This is a genomic window from Gilliamella sp. HK2 (genome assembly GCF_001690265.1).
Lineage (GTDB): Bacteria > Pseudomonadota > Gammaproteobacteria > Enterobacterales > Orbaceae > Gilliamella > Gilliamella apicola_C.
The window spans coordinates 1-19,113 of record NZ_LZGV01000084.1; the positions used below are offsets into that span (position 1 = coordinate 1).

At 36.9% G+C, this 19,113-nt stretch carries 12 protein-coding genes; 5 read left to right on the plus strand and 7 right to left on the minus strand.

Annotation, left to right across the window (positions count from 1 at the left end; genetic code table 11):
- The 3 genes from A9G45_RS08290 to A9G45_RS08305 all read right to left on the minus strand — a co-directional run.
- Window positions 1–738 (minus strand): hypothetical protein (locus A9G45_RS08290; protein WP_141673645.1); only part of this gene is annotated, 738 nt, incomplete at its 3' end.
- A 30-nt stretch (window positions 739–768) separates the two neighbouring features.
- Window positions 769–3,327 carry a type VI secretion system Vgr family protein gene (gene vgrG / locus A9G45_RS08295; protein ID WP_065567132.1) on the minus strand — a complete coding sequence of 853 codons (2,559 nt, stop codon included), beginning with the start codon at window positions 3,325–3,327 and terminating at the stop codon, window positions 769–771.
- A gap of 660 nt (window positions 3,328–3,987) precedes the next feature.
- Window positions 3,988–4,614: a TfoX/Sxy family DNA transformation protein gene (locus A9G45_RS08305; protein ID WP_065567133.1), complete on the minus strand. Its 627-nt coding sequence runs from the start codon at window positions 4,612–4,614 to the stop codon at window positions 3,988–3,990.
- 300 nt (window positions 4,615–4,914) lie between these two features.
- On the opposite strand from A9G45_RS08305, the gene A9G45_RS08310 reads away from it, so the two are divergent.
- Entirely contained in the window at window positions 4,915–5,556 is a 642-nt protein-coding gene (locus tag A9G45_RS08310) for a hypothetical protein (protein ID WP_176701813.1), read from the plus strand.
- A gap of 6 nt (window positions 5,557–5,562) precedes the next feature.
- Here A9G45_RS08310 and glnB read toward each other — a convergent pair whose 3' ends face one another.
- Window positions 5,563–5,901, minus strand: a complete 339-nt coding sequence (gene glnB, locus A9G45_RS08315) for a nitrogen regulatory protein P-II (protein WP_065567135.1) — start codon at window positions 5,899–5,901, stop codon at window positions 5,563–5,565.
- A gap of 22 nt (window positions 5,902–5,923) precedes the next feature.
- Window positions 5,924–7,528 carry an NAD+ synthase gene (locus A9G45_RS08320; protein ID WP_065567136.1) on the minus strand — a complete coding sequence of 535 codons (1,605 nt, stop codon included), beginning with the start codon at window positions 7,526–7,528 and terminating at the stop codon, window positions 5,924–5,926.
- A gap of 120 nt (window positions 7,529–7,648) precedes the next feature.
- Between A9G45_RS08320 and aroB the strand changes: the two genes are divergently transcribed.
- Together aroB and A9G45_RS08330 are read left to right on the plus strand one after the other, a co-directional pair.
- Entirely contained in the window at window positions 7,649–8,728 is a 1,080-nt protein-coding gene (gene aroB / locus A9G45_RS08325; protein WP_065567137.1) for a 3-dehydroquinate synthase, read from the plus strand.
- 460 nt (window positions 8,729–9,188) lie between these two features.
- Window positions 9,189–10,274: a 3-deoxy-7-phosphoheptulonate synthase gene (locus A9G45_RS08330; RefSeq protein ID WP_065567138.1), complete on the plus strand. Its 1,086-nt coding sequence runs from the start codon at window positions 9,189–9,191 to the stop codon at window positions 10,272–10,274.
- A 73-nt stretch (window positions 10,275–10,347) separates the two neighbouring features.
- Here A9G45_RS08330 and purL read toward each other — a convergent pair whose 3' ends face one another.
- Entirely contained in the window at window positions 10,348–14,250 is a 3,903-nt protein-coding gene (gene purL / locus A9G45_RS08335; protein ID WP_065567139.1) for a phosphoribosylformylglycinamidine synthase, read from the minus strand.
- A 601-nt stretch (window positions 14,251–14,851) separates the two neighbouring features.
- Between purL and A9G45_RS08340 the strand changes: the two genes are divergently transcribed.
- Together A9G45_RS08340 and edd are read left to right on the plus strand one after the other, a co-directional pair.
- Complete coding sequence (locus A9G45_RS08340) at window positions 14,852–15,382, plus strand: gluconokinase, GntK/IdnK-type (protein ID WP_065567140.1); 531 nt, start codon at window positions 14,852–14,854, stop codon at window positions 15,380–15,382.
- 46 nt (window positions 15,383–15,428) lie between these two features.
- On the plus strand, window positions 15,429–17,234 hold the full coding sequence (gene edd / locus A9G45_RS08345) for a phosphogluconate dehydratase (protein ID WP_065567141.1): 1,806 nt from the start codon (window positions 15,429–15,431) through the stop codon (window positions 17,232–17,234).
- 105 nt (window positions 17,235–17,339) lie between these two features.
- Here the strand turns inward: edd and A9G45_RS08350 are convergent, their stop codons facing one another.
- Window positions 17,340–19,061, minus strand: a complete 1,722-nt coding sequence (locus A9G45_RS08350) for a thiamine pyrophosphate-dependent enzyme (protein ID WP_065567142.1) — start codon at window positions 19,059–19,061, stop codon at window positions 17,340–17,342.
- Window positions 19,062–19,113: the final 52 nt, after the last annotated feature.

Here is a 19,113-nt window from a genome sequence, read left to right on the forward strand (position 1 = left end):
GGCTCCAATGCAGTCTGGATCGGCTAAATTACAACTGGCAAGTAATAAAAATACAAATGTGTGACAACAGGTTTCGTTATAACCATGCCCCTTATAACTCCATTCATCTTCAAATTTAGCAGCAAAATCTCTAATTTCTTCTATCACTTGCTCTTCCGTGCGCGAATCATCGGGCAATAAATAAGGATGAGTTGTAAAATCTATTTCATCTTCATGAAATCGACCATGTTGATGTGGATCAAAAGGTCTAATTGAAAGATGATTCTTTTCTTGATGTTTATCATCTTTTTTTTGATGATTTCGTCTACCTGCTTCTCGTTCTTCTGTATGAAATAAATTATGTTCTTTATCTTTTTTTATCCTGTAATTGCAATCACCATTTAAAAAACCATTGCCTTTAAAATTTGCCCATCCATCCCAACGACCGTCATCAGGATACCATCCATAACTTTCACGAAAACCATTGGCTTTAGTGCATTCTTTATTCATTGAAATAAATTGTTTTTCAGTTAATTTTTGTTCCCTTGCCTCTTTTATAAAATCATCAGTCTCATCCTCATCATCATGAATGATTTCAATCCAATAATGCCCAGGAGACTGAATGCCACCTATTTTCATGAAAATTCTTCGTATTAAAATATTTTCTAATTTTCGTGTTCCTGCTTTTACCGTAGTTTCTATCGTTTTATCGTTGCTTGAAGATTCGTATGTTATTGCTGTTGCTCCAGTACAATACATAAAATACTCCTAGAATCTAATTTTTTAGGCCTATTTATACCGAAATGTTACGTTATCTTCTTCATACCCTGATGTCACAATTTGCGCTTTACCTTGAGCATCGGTTCTACCTTCAGCAATAACTTGATTATCTTTATTTACAATTTGATATTCTCTGTTGATGATTGGTTTACCGGTTCCCTCTTCAACCAATATAAATTGTCTAACATAAGGGGAGAGAGGTTGCTGTTTTGGAAATGAATAAAGTGTTGGTAACATTTTTTGTGGACCAGAATAAGGAAAAGCTTGCGCACCATGCTTAATAGTTCCTGGTGCATATAATTCAATATTGCCATCAGCAATACGAATATAAGCACCACCACATGCAATGGTTATCTCTTTTTTAGCATTAATATTAATTTTATCGTCATTGCTGACTATTTGGAGCGATTTGTCGGCTATTACCTCTATATCGCCATTATGGGCTTGCAGTTGGACTTTAGCTTCACCACTAAATAATTGAATATTTTCTTTGGCAAAAACGGAGTAATCTTTCGTTGCGCTAACATGCACTGAATTATTGGCGGCAATATTCGTATCATGTTTGCTAGTCAATAAAATATTTTGCTCAGCAAATTGATAAATACTATCTGGTGTCACCATCGCGATGCCTTTTGGACTGGATAACACCATACTTGGTTGTGTAAATGATAAGTTGTCATCGGTTTGTGTTACCGTATAGTTGACGAATAAATTAAGGCTATTTACGCCGTCCAATTTACCTGCTCGGTGACTATCTGAACGCTTAGATAATCTTTCTGAAACACTTAAGCCTGTCTTTAATAACATTACTGTTTCATCACCATCCAAACTAGCTTTTTTGACACCTTGGTTACCTTCACGTTTATATGATGTAACATATACACCTTTGCCTGCTCGTATTGCTCCCCATTCATCAGTGCGCAGTTCAAATCCTGCACCGCGCTGGGTTTTCTCACTATTAACGAGGTGTCCCATATTAAGCTGGGTTTTACCATATTCTGTTGCTAGTTTAATATGCTCTTTCCCTCGTTTATCATCCATACGCAGTTTGTTATTAGCGGGAGTGCGAATCACATTGCGGTGTTTGTTGATGGTCGATACAAGGTCTGGATGAGCACTATCGTGCATTGCATGGGCAATATAGGGCCTATCGGGGTTACCATTAGAAAAAGCAACAGCAACCTCGGTACCATCAATCAGTGGAAAATGAAAGCCATAAGTATCCCCTGAGTAAGGTTTTGCTAGCCTTATCCATAAACTTTCTTCACCTTTTTTCCACTCCTTTAAATCAAAGTCAAATTTAACGCGATAGCGACCTTGAGTATCAATATAGCCGTAAGTGTCGTTATCTGGGCTGGTCACTCTAGCAGGTAATGTTCCGCTTACTTGTGGCCATGGTAATGGTGCTGGGCGATACGGTTTTAATACATCAAAAGGGATGGCGGTAAAATGAGTTTGGTATGCATCAGTTCGGTTACCACAACTATCGGTCGACAGAATAATAATGCCGTCTTTGATATCCTTTATCGGGCAGTTTTCAAGGGTAATATGTTGTCCTGGCGCAAGCTGGTAATCATTACATTCACCAGAAATAATAATCTGGTCACTAATATAGTGTTGATGTCTAATTTGCGCATACCATTTACCACTTTCGACGCTACGCACATCACCCAGTGTTTTGTAGTTCTCTTCATAACGGTAATCATTGCCGTGTGTAGTTGAATCTTTTATTTGGCTGTTAACACTATCATGTAGGCGGCTTTCTGCCATACGGTAATTATAATCATTGACAGTAACTTGATTGGGTTTGGTTTTACTGCTAAATTGCAAATCCCACATACTATGCCGCTGGCTATCATTTAAGCCACTGGGCGGCTTAATTATCATACTGCCTGCATTGTCAAGCCCTTGTTCATAATCACTCATCACTATCACATCACAGTGATGTTTTGGGTGCGTTTGAAAATAAAACCAGATTCCCACATCAGCCAGTAATCGTTGAATAAAAGTTAAATCGCTTTCTTGCCATTGGCTTATGAACTCACGCGCAGGGTAAGATTCTTTTAATTCCATGCGAAAATCAATCCCTGTAAAGCCATGGTTGCGTAATACCTCTTCTACCACGTCAATGACACTTTTATTCTGAAAAATTGCACTTTGGTAATGATTCCCCAGCAATGCCATGCGAGGAGCTAATAACACTCGATAATGTGCTTGCTCTTTGTTCATTGAAACCAAACTAAATTCAGTAATGACGCCATAACGAGTTTTAGGTTTATCTAAAACATCAAGTGAGCTAATTCGATTAAGTGATAAAGGTAAGTTCTGTGGGTGAAAGGTCAATGATGCAGGTTGGCTTAATACTGAATTGATGGCAATTGATGTATCCGGACTGGTAAACTCAATTAGGTACTGCCATGGTTGATTTAATGTTTCTTTTCCTTGCAAAGACAATACACTAATCTCGGTTGAAACATCCAGTTTATCAAATGAAAGCGAATAATTATTAAATGTTTTTTTTCCCGTTAGTAGTGAAAGGCTATCGGCAAACGGATCTATTAAACTCATACTTTAACCCTTATTTTATATCGATATGTCTGATGTTTATCATCTTAAAACATGATAAAGATAAGCTAATTAATATAAATAAAATACGTGTTTTTTTTAATCAGTCAATGCTTTTTTATTCATCTTTTGGTTAAATTACTCTGTAAATAGCCCAAAGTTAGTACACAACTCACATAGGAAATTGTGATAGTAACAAAATGATTTTTTTATAGTTGCTATGCCCAAGTTTTACATGTTTGAGCAAGATATAGCGCTTTTTTATGGTTTCCTCCTAAAGCGGAGATTTTAATATCAGCTCAGCAACAATTTGTTTAAGCTTACGGTTTTCAGCCTCAAGCTCCTTTAAACGTTTGATGTCTGAAGTTTCCATTCCCTGTATTTTTTCCGCAATTGATAAAAAGTTGAATGGCCTATGCCTGATTTATAGCAAAATTCTTTAACAGAAACGCTGACTTCTGCTTATTTCAAAATGGATACGATTTGATTGTTCAGCCATTTTTTTATGGTTAAATCCTCTTTTATTTTTATCATAGAGAATTTTCTATTTTTGTGGCTGTACTAAAATAAGCGATGGTTACCCTATTTTAGGAGGTAGTTATATATAGTTATATATAGTGGTACTACCATTCTATAAACTTTGATTAACATAGAAACTCAAAATCATTCTTTACATAGGTTTTCATTTATCTGCTTTAAAAAACATTGATATTCAAGCTCAATTTCTTTTTTGGCTTCTTGAGATAAAGTAGCCACATGAAATCGATGTAATGAACTATATAAGGCAAATAATATATTAATTGAGATGGAGGCTTTTTTTTGTTTTATCTTAAAATAAGCATCTAAATACCCTACTTTTTTCAGTGTCTCAACATCTGTAATTCCTACACTACACAATAATCTTTCCAATGACAAAGTCATGTTTGGTAACTCTTTTATTCTTTTTGCCTTAATTTCATTTTTTTCATATTGTTCTTTTTTAGTATAGGTGATCACCATTTTTACCATTGCTAACAATTTATCTTGATCTTTAAATAACTCATCACTAACTTTATAATAATCAAGTAATTTTATTGACATCCCTGTTGTTATACTCAACGGTTGCATACCTAAATCGATAAAAAATGAGCGGTAATTGGAATGCCCCCTTAAATAAAATTCTTTTCGAGTAATCCAACCAAACATGATATTTTTACTATTAACACTAAATCCACCAAAAAATGTTTTGAGTGAAATATCTTCAACGTCAGAAAGCTCTGTTAAAATTCGATTAGCAAATGTTGAGCACATAATTAATTCCCATCCAAACTTTATCAAGTAACTGAAATGACTTACTAATTAATCTAATTTATAGCTACTTTATATTCAATATGATTTCTAAATAAATTCATAATTATGCGATCTGTATTCCATATATAAATATTAAATGCTTTATTACTTGATAAATTATATTTTTATAAAATTAAGTTAATTTTTGTTAAAAGTAATTAAGAAATAATAATTCTTAAAAAAAGAAAAATCGCTTTAACATTGTTATTCTGTTGTAATAATTATACAATCAAAGCCAGTTAACTGAATGGTATTCAATTTTTGTCAAATCGAATCAACATGATAAAAAACATCATTGCTTTATTTTTTATGTTTCACTCTTTTGTCGCCTTTGCCGATAAATTACCATTAATTGATTCATTCACCCCCTGCACTCCTAATTTTTTTCAACAGATTTATGCTAGCAAAGATGAATTAGAAAAATATACAAACATTACACTTTTTAAGCAAAATCAAGCTTATATTCCCGTCGAAAATCGCTCTGATATAGCTAAAAACTTTGTTTATTTCAAAACACCCATGACTTATAAAAATTTAACAATCACAGGCTATTACGATAGTGCTATGGATCTTGGAAAAATAGGAAAATATTATTTCTGGGGATTTATTATCGATAATGAGATTAGCCAAATCAAAGAGACATTAAATTTCATAGATTGGAAAAAGATGGAAGAAGATGTGCTCTATATTGGAAACCCAATGATTCGTAGTATTAATGATGATATCCAACTCTGGCATAAAAACACTGGCACCGTCGTTGGTGTAAAAACTATTCCTGCACCAGATACAACCGAAAAGCTATTATTGCTTGAAAAAGCGCCGAATATGACGCTTCTTATTTGTTCTATTCAAGGTGTTGTAACATCCGAATTACTTAAACAAGAACGACCTGATATTCAATAATTAAAACTAAATGGCTGATTCATCCATTTCACCTGTTCGAATCCGAATGACTTGCTCAACATTATAAATAAAAATTTTGCCATCTCCAATTTTGCCTGTTTGCGCTGTTTTCATAATAGTTTCAATGCACATCTCTAAAATATCATCTGGCACAACAAGTTCTATTTTTACTTTTGGTAAAAAATCAACCATATATTCCGCACCACGATAAAGTTCAGTATGCCCTTTTTGACGACCAAAACCTTTCACCTCAGTCACTGTCATACCGGTAATGCCTTGATCAGCAAGTGCTTCTCGAATATCATCCAGTTTAAAAGGTTTAATAATTGCTTCAATTTTCTTCATGTCTCTTGCCCTTAATTCGAGATTACCAATTCTTAAATCCAAAAGCAGAAGTAATTGGATAGCGTCTGCCTTTACCAAAGTTACGAGCAGTGATTTTAGGACCTACTGCTGACTGACGTCTTTTATATTCGTTAATATCAACTAATTTAATCACCCGTCTTACAGTTGCTTCATCATAACCTTGCGCAACTAATTGTTCAATGGAAAGATCGTGCTCAACATACCCTTTCAAAATACCATCTAAAATATCATAAGGAGGCAAACTATCTTCGTCTTTCTGATCTGGTGCCAATTCGGCTGATGGCGGACGAGTGATTACTCTTTCAGGAATAACATAAGAACGGGTATTTCGATATTTTGATAATGCAAACACCATCGTTTTCGGCACATCTTTAAGCACATCAAAACCGCCAGCCATATCGCCATAAAGTGTGGCATAACCAACCGACATTTCGCTTTTATTGCCGGTTGTAAGCACTAACCTGCGCCGTTTATTGGATAGCGCCATTAAGATAACCCCGCGACAGCGTGCTTGCAGGTTTTCTTCCGTGGTATCTTTTGGTGAGCCTAAAAACATTGGGCTTAACGATGACATAAATGCATCAAACATCGGTTCAATTGAAACAATATCAAACTCAACGCCTAATATTTCAGCTTCTTCTTTGGCATCGGCAATACTTATATCGGCAGTATAACGAAATGGCATCATCACAGCTTGAACCTTATCTTTACCTAAAGCGTCAACCGCAATAGCAAGCGTTAAAGCAGAATCGATACCGCCTGACAGCCCTAATACGGCGCCTTGAAAGCCATTTTTGGTAATATAATCACGAGTGGCAAGTACCAATGCATCATAAACTGATGCTAATTGATTATTTTGATTTTCATAAATTAGAGTTTCAGCACTGACACCAAATGTAAAAGGAACAACTTGTTCTTCAAACGATTTGAGTTGACAAACAATTTGACCAAGTTCATTACAAACAAAAGATCCGCCGTCAAACACCAACTCATCTTGCCCTCCTACTTGGTTGACATAAATAATTGGCAATCTTGTTCGTTTTGCATGCGTTTTAACTAAATCATGTCGGTGTTTTTGTTTTTCAAAATCATAAGGAGAAGCATTAATTGCAACCACAAAGTCAGCTTGAGCCTGTTGAATGTAATCAACAGGCTCATTTTGCCAAAGATCTTCACAGATTAATAACCCTATTTTTTGTCCTTTAAAATCAACGACACACGTTTTATTATCAGCGGTAAAGTAACGCTTTTCATCAAACACATCATAATTAGGTAGTCGTTGTTTGTGATAACGGACTAACAATTTTCCTTCGTAAAAAAACGAAAGGGCGTTATAAACATGTTGATCTTGCCAATGAGGATGGCCAACAACAACCGCACACTGTGTGCTCGCTTGTTGAATTAGTGATAATGCTTTTCGGCAGCGATCTTTAAAATCAGAACGAAACATTAAATCTTCGGGTGGATAGCCACAGAGAGCAAGTTCTGAAAAGATGATCAAATCATCAGATGAATGGCTATTTATTAATTCAATAATCTGTTGGGTGTTTCCCTCTATATCACCCACACGCCAATTTTTTTGCGCTAAAACAATAGATAAAGACATACAAAATTAAATACCACAAATCAAAATTGTTGATAAGTTTAAATGATTCTAAGTTGCGCTGCCACATTTTTATCGCTAACATGCAACAATAAATTGGCTTTCATTTTTCTGGATATTATTATGCAAAAAATTCTAAATGTAGCATTAACTAAACGCAGCTACCCTATTACTATTGGTGAAAATCTACTTAATGAATTTGAGCATTTTAAACTTCAGACTGGTCAACGCGTACTTATTGCGACCAACGAAACAATCGCCCCACTTTATTTACAAACATTAATTAACATGCTTGAAAAGCATGGTGTAAAGACCAGTTCAGTGATTGTGCCTGATGGTGAAAAATATAAAACCATGGAAACTTGGAATACCATTTTAACAGCGTTGCTAGCCAATAATCACACTCGCAGCAGTATTGTTATTGCACTAGGCGGAGGTGTCATTGGTGATGTTACTGGCTTTGCAGCCTCTGCTTACCAACGAGGCATTAAGTTTATCCAAGTACCAACCACCTTGCTATCACAGGTTGATTCATCGGTTGGGGGCAAAACAGCCATTAACCACCCACTGGGTAAAAATATGATAGGCGCATTTTATCAACCACAATCGGTTGTCATTGATATTAATTGTTTAAAAACATTGCCTCAACGAGAGCTTTCCGCAGGGCTGGCTGAGGTGATTAAATACGGTATTATTTTAGATGCTCAATTTTTTTCTTGGTTAGAAACCCATATCAACGATGTGCTAAACTTAGATGTTGATGCTACAAGTTACTGTATTTATCGTTGTTGCGAACTTAAAGCGCAAGTGGTCGCTGCCGACGAGACAGAACAAGGTATGCGCGCACTGTTAAACCTTGGTCACACATATGGTCACGCTATTGAAGCAGAACTAGGGTATGGAAACTGGCTACATGGTGAAGCAGTCAGTGTTGGCATGTTAATGGCAGCGCAAACAGCCAAAAGATTAGGTAAATTAACAGATGCTGAAATAGATCGCATTAAAAACCTGTTAATAAGAGCAAAACTTCCTGTCGTAAGACCATCACAAATGTCTATTGAATCCTACCTTCCACATATGATGCGCGATAAAAAAGTGATATCGGGACAGTTAAGGCTAGTTATACCAACTAAGATTGGCCATGCTGAAGTAATCGATGGAATTGATAAAAACCTAGTTTTAGATTCTATTTCGAGCAGCTAGCCTTATACTGATTAATTGAATACGTATTAATTTTTTACTGAAACATAGTCATTACCTGAAATTGCTTTACACAACTAAATAAGCAATTATTTAGTTGTGTTGATGAACAGACTTTAATATTACTAACAGGTGTTACATTCAATACATGATTATCACTACCCTATGTAATGCTAAATAGCGATAATAAACTATTCCTTGAAAAAATTAGATAAACAAAAATGAACAACCCCATCAGATGTAAAAATAAGTTTACAATTACACTTACTTTTATTTGATTGATTTCATATAAACTATTTTTTATTTTACTTTACATAATATAACCACAATAAATTTCCTTTATTCTAAGCAAACAATAAGAATTTTATTTACTATTATGTAATTTTGTGTTTACATACTAGTCGTCTATGTAATTAATATTTTACATATAAAATATTTGAATGGTTTTAACAAGGAAAGCAAAATGTTAAAAGATACGCTAAATAATGTCCGAATTAAAGATGAACACATGTTAATCACACCTGAAGAAATAAAACAGCTTTACCCGTTATCCCACGATCTAGAAAACCAAATTGCCTTATCAAGACAAACTATCGTTGATATTTTAGAGCGTCGAGATCATCGATTGCTTATCGTATGTGGTCCTTGCTCTATTCATGATACTGAGGCAGCACTTGAATATGCACATAAATTAAAAAAGCTATCGGACGAAGTGAAAGATAATTTATTTATCGTCATGCGTGTCTATTTTGAAAAACCTAGAACAACCGTGGGTTGGAAAGGTATGATTAACGATCCTCATATGGATAGTTCATTTGATATTGAACATGGATTAAAAAAAGCACGTAAATTACTACTGGATATCACTAAAATTGGTTTACCAATTGCAACCGAAGCGTTAGATCCTAATACTCCGCAATATATTGGTGATTTAATTAGTTGGTCAGCAATCGGCGCAAGAACAACTGAATCCCAAACGCATCGAGAAATGGCTTCAGGGCTATCCATGCCGGTTGGTTTTAAAAATGGAACCGATGGTAGCTTAGATGTGGCAATTAATGCAATGAAATCTGCATCTATGGCGCACCGCTTTGTTGGTATTAATCAACAAGGGCAGGTTACAATATTACAAACTATGGGTAATCCGCATGGCCATGTTATTTTACGTGGCGGTAAAACACCTAATTTTGATGCTGAAAATGTGGCAGTGTGTGAAACACAAATGAAAAAGGCAGGTTTATTACCTAATTTAATGATTGACTGTAGCCATGCCAATTCTAATAAAGATTATCGTAACCAACCGATTGTTGCTGATACTATTATTGATCAAATCGAAAAAGGTAATAATTCCATTATTGGTGTGATGATTGAAAGTAATTTATTTGAAGGGAATCAACCGTCAGAACAACCTCAAGAAAACTTGAAATATGGTGTGTCTGTTACTGATGCTTGTATTAGTTGGGAAACAACTGAACAATTATTACAAAAAATGAATAACCAGTTAGCTAAGTCATTAACTCAAAGACAAAAACAATCAGCGCAAGCTTAATCTTTGTAAACAACAATCATAAAAAAATCGCCGATGTTATCATCGGCGATATTGTTTTTAGTGTGAACTGAACTTACCCAAGTTGCTTACGCACATTACGGAACATTCGCATCCAAGGACTATCTTCGCCCCAGTTATCAGGATGCCATGAATTGGTCACAGTCCTAAATACTCGCTCGGGATGTGGCATCATAATGGTTACACGTCCATCTTTGGATGTTACGGCAGTAATACCATTTGGCGAGCCATTTGGATTGGCAGGGTATTGTTGAGTTACTTTGCCAAAGTGGTCAATATAGCGTACTGCAATTAATCCAGAGGTTTCTAATTTGTGAAGATGACTATCATCGCAGACTTCAACACACCCTTCCCCGTGTGAAACCGCAATTGGCATATGTGAGCCATTCATATCAGTAAAGAATAATGAAGGACTAGGTTGAATTTGCACTAAACTAAAGCGCGCTTCAAAACGCTCGGATAAATTGCGTACAAAACGAGGCCACAAATCAGCGCCCGGAATTAAATCCTTTAAATTCGACATCATCTGACAACCGTTACAAACCCCTAGTGATAGGGTATCTTGACGATGGAAGAATTGCTCAAATTCATCACGTACTTTTTCGTTAAATAAAATTGATTTAGCCCAGCCTTCACCAGCCCCTAAAACATCACCATAAGAAAAACCGCCACAAGCCACCAGTGTATTAAATTGGCTAAGCGTAATGCGACCTGAAAGTAAATCTGTCATATGCACATCGACTGCTTCAAAGCCAGCCCTATCAAATGCAGCAGCCATTTCAACATGAGAATTAACACCTTGCTCACGTAAAATTGCCACTTTCGGTTTGCTCCCTTTGGCTATATAAGGCGCGGCAATATCTTGCATTGGATCAAAGGTAAGCTTCACATTCAAGCCCGGATCGTCTTCATTCTGTTTAGCTTGATGTTCTTGATCTGCACATTCAGGATTATCTCGTAAGCGTTGCATCTGCCATGTCGTTTCTGCCCACCATGTTCTTAAAGTTGAACGTGATTCGCTGTATACCATCGAGGTATTATTACGCACAATGAATTGCTGACCAGCTTTAGCCGATCCTAACTGATGAATAGCATGAGAAAGCCCAAACTGCTTAAAGCAATTCATGACTTCATCTAAATCACTACCACGAATTTGAATAACTGCACCTAGCTCCTCATTAAATAAAGAAGCAATCACATCACGACCAAGGGAATGAATATCAACATCAATACCACAATGCCCAGCAAATGCCATTTCTGCCAAAGTAACCAATAGACCACCATCGGAACGATCATGGTAAGCAAGTAAAGATTTTTGAGCTATTAACGTTTGGATAGCTTGATAAAAAGAAGCTAATTCTTTGGCATCGTGAACATCAGCCGTTCTTTGCCCTAGGTGACGATAAACTTGTGCTAATGCGGTTGCACCTAATGCTTGATGACCTTTTGATAAATCAACAAATAATAATAAATTATCTTCATCTGTATCAAGTTGTGGTGTGACGGTTTTGCGCACATCTTCCACGCGAGCAAATGCAGAAATCACTAACGACAACGGTGAAGTTACCGTTTTTTGCTCACCATCTTGTTGCCATGTGGTTTTCATTGACATGGAATCTTTACCAACTGGAATGGCTAAGCCTAATGCAGGGCATAACTCTTCACCAATAGCTTTAACTGCTTGGTAAAGACCAGCATCTTCGCCTGGGTGCCCAGCTGCTGCCATCCAGTTAGCCGAAAGCTTAATACGCTTAATATCACCAATGTTGGTCGCCGCAATATTGGTAATTGCCTCACCAACAGCTAAACGTGCTGATGCGGCATAATTAAGTAAGGCTACTGGCGCTCGCTCACCCATTGACATGGCTTCACCATAATAGCTATCAAAGCTTGCTGTTGTAACAGCACAATCGGCCACGGGTACTTGCCAAGGTCCAACCATTTGATCTCGAGCAACCATACCGCTTACAGAACGGTCACCAATCGTAATTAAAAATGTTTTTTCCGCTACAACGGGCAAATGTAGCACACGCTTTACGGCATCATATAAATTAATATCCGATGTGGAAAAACGATCGCCTTCGGCTTGACTAGATTTCACCTCTCGTAACATTTTTGGTGTTTTTCCCAATAAAACATCTAACGGCAAAGCTATCGGGTTATTATTAAAATGTTCGTCATGTAAAATCACAGCTTTATTGACGGTTGCCTCACCAATAACGGCATAAGGTGCTCGTTCACGCTGACAGAGTTCATCAAACAGCGCTAATTTATCGGGATGAATAGCAAGAACATAACGTTCTTGTGATTCATTACACCAAATTTCTAGCGGTGACATGCTGGGTTCATCGCTAAGTATTTTGCGGAGTTCAAATTGCCCCCCACAGCCACCATCACTAACCAGTTCGGGCATCGCATTAGATAAACCACCTGCGCCCACATCATGAATAAATAAGATAGGGTTATCTTCACCAAGTTGCCAACAACGATCGATAACTTCCTGACAACGACGTTCCATTTCTGGGTTATCTCGCTGAACAGAAGCAAAATCAAGATCCGCATCCGACTGACCAGATGTCATTGATGAAGCTGCGCCACCACCAAGCCCAATATTCATAGCTGGGCCACCTAAAACAATCAATTTAGAGCCTGCTGGAAACTCACCTTTTTGAATATGTTCATGGCGAATATTACCAATACCGCCTGCTAGCATAATAGGCTTATGATAACCGCGAAGCTCTTCACCATTATGGCTATTAACCTTTTCTTCATAGGTACGAAAATACCCTAATAGAGCTGGTCGCCCAAATTCATTATTGAAAGCAGCGCCACCAAGCGGACCTTCCATCATAATATCAAACGCGCTAACAATACGATCAGGCTTACCAAAATCTTGTTCCCAAGGCTGTTCAAAATGAGGAATGCGTAAGTTAGAAACGGAAAATCCGACTAATCCTGCTTTGGGCTTAGCACCTCTTCCCGTTGCCCCTTCATCACGAATTTCGCCACCACTTCCCGTTGCAGCTCCTGGCCAAGGAGATATGGCTGTTGGGTGATTATGCGTTTCAACTTTCATTAAAATATCAGCAAATTCTTGATGATATCGATAAGTTTGATTGTCATTATCAGCAAAAAAACGCCCGACTTTAGATCCGTCCATAACCGCGGCATTATCTTTATAAGCGGATGACACATAATCTGGCGTATGTTCAAAAGTATTCTTTATCATCTTAAACAATGATTTGGGTTGCTTCACACCATCAATAATCCAGTCAGCATTAAAAATCTTATGACGACAATGTTCAGAGTTTGCTTGAGCAAACATATAAAGTTCAATATCCGTTGGATTACGGTTTAATTTTTGGAAATTCTCAACCAAATAATCAATTTCATCTGGCGCTAAAGCCAGTCCTAATTTTAAATTAGCTTCCTCTAATGCTTGGTGACCCTGTCCTAATAAGTCAATTACGGTTACTGGTGCTGGTTTATCGGCTTTAAATAATTTTTCTGCTTGAGCAAAATCCGTAAATACCGTTTCCATCATGCGATCATGAATTAAGCTTTCAAAAGCGACTTGCTGTACTTGAGTAAAAGGGCTACTCATTTCAACATAATACGCAATACCCCGCTCAATTCGATGAACCTGCGTTAACCCACAATTATGCGCGATATCGGTTGCTTTTGATGACCAAGGCGAAATCGTTCCGGCACGAGGCGTCACTAAAAAGAGTTGTCTTTGGGTTTTATGCTCACCATTTACTTGCGTTGATTTAGGACCATATTGCAATAACTTATCAAGCGTCAACTGGTCATCACTCGTTAAATCTTTAAACAGATCAATAAAATGAATATATTGCGCGTCAATATTAATAACGGGGATGGATTTTTCACGGCAAACAGATAGGATTTTACTTATACGAAATGCAGATAAAGCAGAAGAACCAGCTAAAATTTTCATGCTAATTACTCTTTTTAAGCTAAACATAGGTAAAAATAGAACAACATTATAAAAGAAAGTGAACGGCGTGGCTATTTAAAACATTGATTTTACCAAAAAGATTCAGACAAATAGATGGTTAAGTATAAAAAGAGGAGTTACTGGTGTATCTCAAGTCTAAATAAGCACAACCACTTTAGGATGTAATAAATGGTTAGCCATTGTGCAATTACTTTCCTTGCTCGCTATAAGTTGTTAATTTGAAGTTGATGTAATACATTATCTCCACCGGTAAAATGGTATAGTATCCTGAATATTTTTTACAAAAAATAAGTAAAACCCCCCATTGTTTTGAATTTTGCAGCTCGATTAACGGCAAGGCGATTTAACAGAGATATTTATCTTAGTTTCTTTTAATTAAGTTTCTTTTAATTTTGACTAAACAATCAATCCTAGATTGTCATACATATTATTTGATAGCCTCTGAAACAGCAAAAGATCTATCTATTTAAAAATAAAAAGAAAAAATCGATCCAGATCACAAAATAAACTTTTTTAAATTGCAAAAAAAATCTTAATTTGTAACATGTTACCAGTAACAAAATAGGTGGAAGAGTTTACTATGACAACACAAGATAAACCAATTTTTGTATTAATGGGTGTGTCAGGTTGTGGTAAATCAGCGGTTGCCAAGCAAGTAGCTTATAACCTTGATGCGTCTTTTTTAGATGGCGATTTTTTGCACCCTAAAGCCAATATTTTAAAAATGCAAAATGGCACACCATTAAACGATGAAGATCGAATGCCTTGGCTTAACCTAATTAGCAATGCCGCATTTGCAATGCGCAATGTTAATGATGTTTCAATTATTATCTGCTCAGCGTTAAAACGAAAATACCGAGATATTATTCGTGGTGAAAATAAAAACATTCACTTTATTTATCTAAAAGGAAGCTATGACGTCATTGCTAAGCGATTAGCTAAACGTAAAGGCCATTACCAAAAAAGCGAAATGCTACAATCACAATTTGACACGCTAGAAGAGCCAACGATTCATGAAAAAGATGTCTATACGGTTAACATTGAGCAACCATTAACTGATGTTGTCAATGATACAGAGCAAGTCATACGTTCAATATGTAATTATGAATAATATAAATAAAATTAGAAAGATAACAATGATAATTTAAGAGGTTAATGTGAATCGCATCATTCAAGCTGTAACTCAACGTATTATTGAGCGTTCTAAAGCGACTCGCCAAGCTTATTTACAAAAAATAGAACACGCGATGAGCAAAAAAGTCACCCGTTCTAGTTTACCATGCAGCAATTTAGCCCATGGTTTTGCGGCTTGTTGTATTGATGATAAAAACGATCTAAAAAACATCTTAAAAAGTAATATTGGCATTATTAATTCCTACAATGATATGCTTTCAGCGCACAAGCCTTACGAAGATTATCCTGAGCAAATCCGCAAAGTACTTCACGAAGTTGGCGCTGTTGGTCAAATGGCTGGCGGTGTGCCGGCCATGTGCGACGGGGTAACTCAAGGTGAACCTGGAATGGAATTATCATTAATGAGTCGTGATATCATAGCCATGTCGGTAGCAATTGGGCTTTCACATAATATGTTTGATGGCGCACTATACCTTGGTGTTTGCGATAAAATCGTGCCTGGCTTATTAATTGGTGCATTAACTTTTGGGCATTTACCTGCCATTTTTGTTCCTGCAGGGCCAATGCCATCAGGGCTATCAAATAAAGAAAAAGTGCGTATCCGCCAACTTTATTCGGAAGGCAAAGCTTCGAGTGAAGATTTGCTTGAGTCCGAATCAGCCTCTTACCATACTAGTGGCACTTGCACCTTTTATGGTACAGCCAATAGCAACCAAATGGTAATGGAATTAATGGGGTTACATTTACCTGGCGCGGCATTTGTTCATCCTGAAACAGCATTGCGTTTTGAGTTAACCAATGCTGCGGCTAAACAGATCACTCGCTTAACGAACCAATCGGGTAATTATATGCCCGTTGGTAAAATGGTTGACGAAAAAGTCATTATTAATGGCTTAGTGGCATTACTTGCCACTGGGGGATCAACCAATTTAACTATGCATATTGTAGCCATGGCTAAAGCTGCGGGAATTATCATTAACTGGGATGATATTTCAGATCTATCCACCGTAGTCCCCTTAATTTGTCGAATTTACCCAAATGGACCTGCTGATATCAACTATTTTCAAGCTGCTGGAGGCACATCTTTATTGGTTCGCGAATTATTGGCAGGAGGTTTATTACACGAAGATGTACAAACCGTGGTAGGACATGGACTTAGCCGTTATACCCAAGAGCCGATTTTAGAAAATGGTCAACTCATTTTTCGCAACGGCCCAACAAAATCATTAGATGATAGCGTGATTGCCTCAATCCAAAAACCGTTTAATTCACATGGCGGATTAAAAGTGATGTCTGGCAATCTTGGCCGTGCAATAATGAAAACATCAGCAGTTGCGCCTGAACATCAAATTATTGAAGCACCTGCGGCCATTTTTAATAGCCAATATGATTTAGATGCTGAATATAAGGCCGGTAAGTTAGATAAAGACTGTGTGGTTGTTGTACGTTATCAAGGACCCAAAGCTATTGGTATGCCAGAATTGCACAAATTGATAACACCGCTAGGTGTGCTACAAGATAAAGGTTACAAAGTTGCATTATTAACTGACGGTCGATTATCGGGCGCATCAGGAAAAGTTCTAGCAGCGATCCATGTTACCCCTGAAGCTTATGATGGCGGTTTACTTAGTAAAGTACAAAATGGCGACATGATCCGTGTAAATGGGCAAACAGGTGAAATAACTCTATTAGTTGACGAAGCTGAATTAGCTAAACGTACACCTTATCCTTTCGAATTAACCGATTCGCATCTTGGTTATGGAAGAGAACTATTTACCATTATCAGAGAAAATTTAACTACCGCAGAAGAAGGTGCGGTTAGCTTTTAATATGCTTAATCTGCCACATACAGTGGCAGAAATCTTAAGAAAATAGACTAAAAATTAGGTATTAGCTGAAACTTCTTTATAAATAAATTTATCGGTATAAATAAATTATTTCTTAATAAAATTATCTACCAATAAATTTACCACGTCCCCCATTTTTCCATGTAATGAGGCTTTGACACCATAAAGTGCCATTCCCATTACTTGCGATGCGTGGATTTCAGGGGGCATAACAAGTTCATTAGCACTGGTTTTAACATCTAATAACGCTGGACCAGAGTGAGCTAAAAATGATTGCACAGCAGACTCAAGTAAATCAGAATCATCCACCCTGATAGAAAAAAGGCCAATTGAATCAGCAAGTTTTGCAAAATCAGGATTTTGTAAGTCAGTATAGTGATCAACTAACCCTTCCGATTTTTGCTCTAATTCAACAAAGTTAAGCGAGCTATTATTTAGTACAATAATTTTTATAGGTAACTGTTCTTGAATTGTGGTTAATAAATCGCCCAGCAACATACTTATACCGCCATCGCCTGACAAGGAGATCACTTGCCGATTTGGAAATGCTTTTTGTACCCCTAAAGCTTGTGGCATCGCATTAGCCATTGTGCCATGTTTTAAACTGATTACGGTGCGTCTTTTGCCATTGGTATTAAAATGGCGACAAGCCCAAACCATTGCCGAACCGACATCAGCGCAAAGTACAGCATCATCAGTTGCATATTTATCAATAAGTTCAGTTAAATATTGAGGATGAATGGTTGAGCGAGAAGGAATCGTTTTTTTATTCAATTTTTTCATTGATTTGGTGTACAATTTTTGGCATAACCCTAAAAACTCATCATCTTGTTTCTCATCAACTAAAGGTAGCAGTGTTGCCAAAGTCGGTTTACAACTCCCAACTACACCGATATCAACAGGATGCCGCCGTCCAAGGTGAGTTGCATCAATATCAACTTGAATAATAGCAGCCTTATCTGGGTAGAATTGTGACCATGCAAAATCAGCACCTAACATTAAAAGTACATCACACTCTTTTATTGCGGTGGTTCCTGACTCAACGCCAAACATTCCTGTCATGCCAACATTGTAAGGGTTATCATATTCAACAAAATCTTTAGCTCTCGAAGTATGTACAATAGGCGATTTTAATTTATGAGCTAAAGCAATGAGCTCATCATGAGCTTCATAGACACCTTGACCTGCAAAAATAGTCACTTTATTATTTTTATTTAGCATACTGGCAATTTTGCTAAGTTCTTGATCTGATGGACGAATAATAGGGTGAGGATGATAAATTTTACGGTGGCTATTATCCTCCACTTTCTCTAAACTCACATTATACGGAATAACTAAAACGGCTACGCCTCGTTGGTTAATTGCTGTTTGAATGGCTGCTGTAGTGATTTCTCTTACTTGAGTAGGATCATTGATTTGCCGGCAAAATACAGAACAATTTTTATATAACGTTTCAAAATCAACTTCTTGTGGGAAATCTGTTCCTTGCTGTGAAGTAACAAGCTGGCTTGCTAACAAAATAACAGGAACTCGATTGCGTTGTGCTTCATAAATACCATTAATAAAATGCAAACTGCCTGGCCCACAAGAGCCAGCACAAGCAGTGATTTGATCGGTCAAATAAGCTTCAGCTCCTGCAGCAAAAGCACCAACTTCTTCATGACGAACATGCACCCACTGAATATCACTTCTTTTAATGGCTGAGGTGATGTGATTTAACGTATCACCCACAATACCATAGCAATGTTTAACACCCGCCTCAGCTAAAATATCAACTATAATTTGTGCTACTGTTTTTTTTGATGACATACTCTCTCCTCAAAAGTTCGCTCAATGACTTACCTCATCCGTATAAATTACA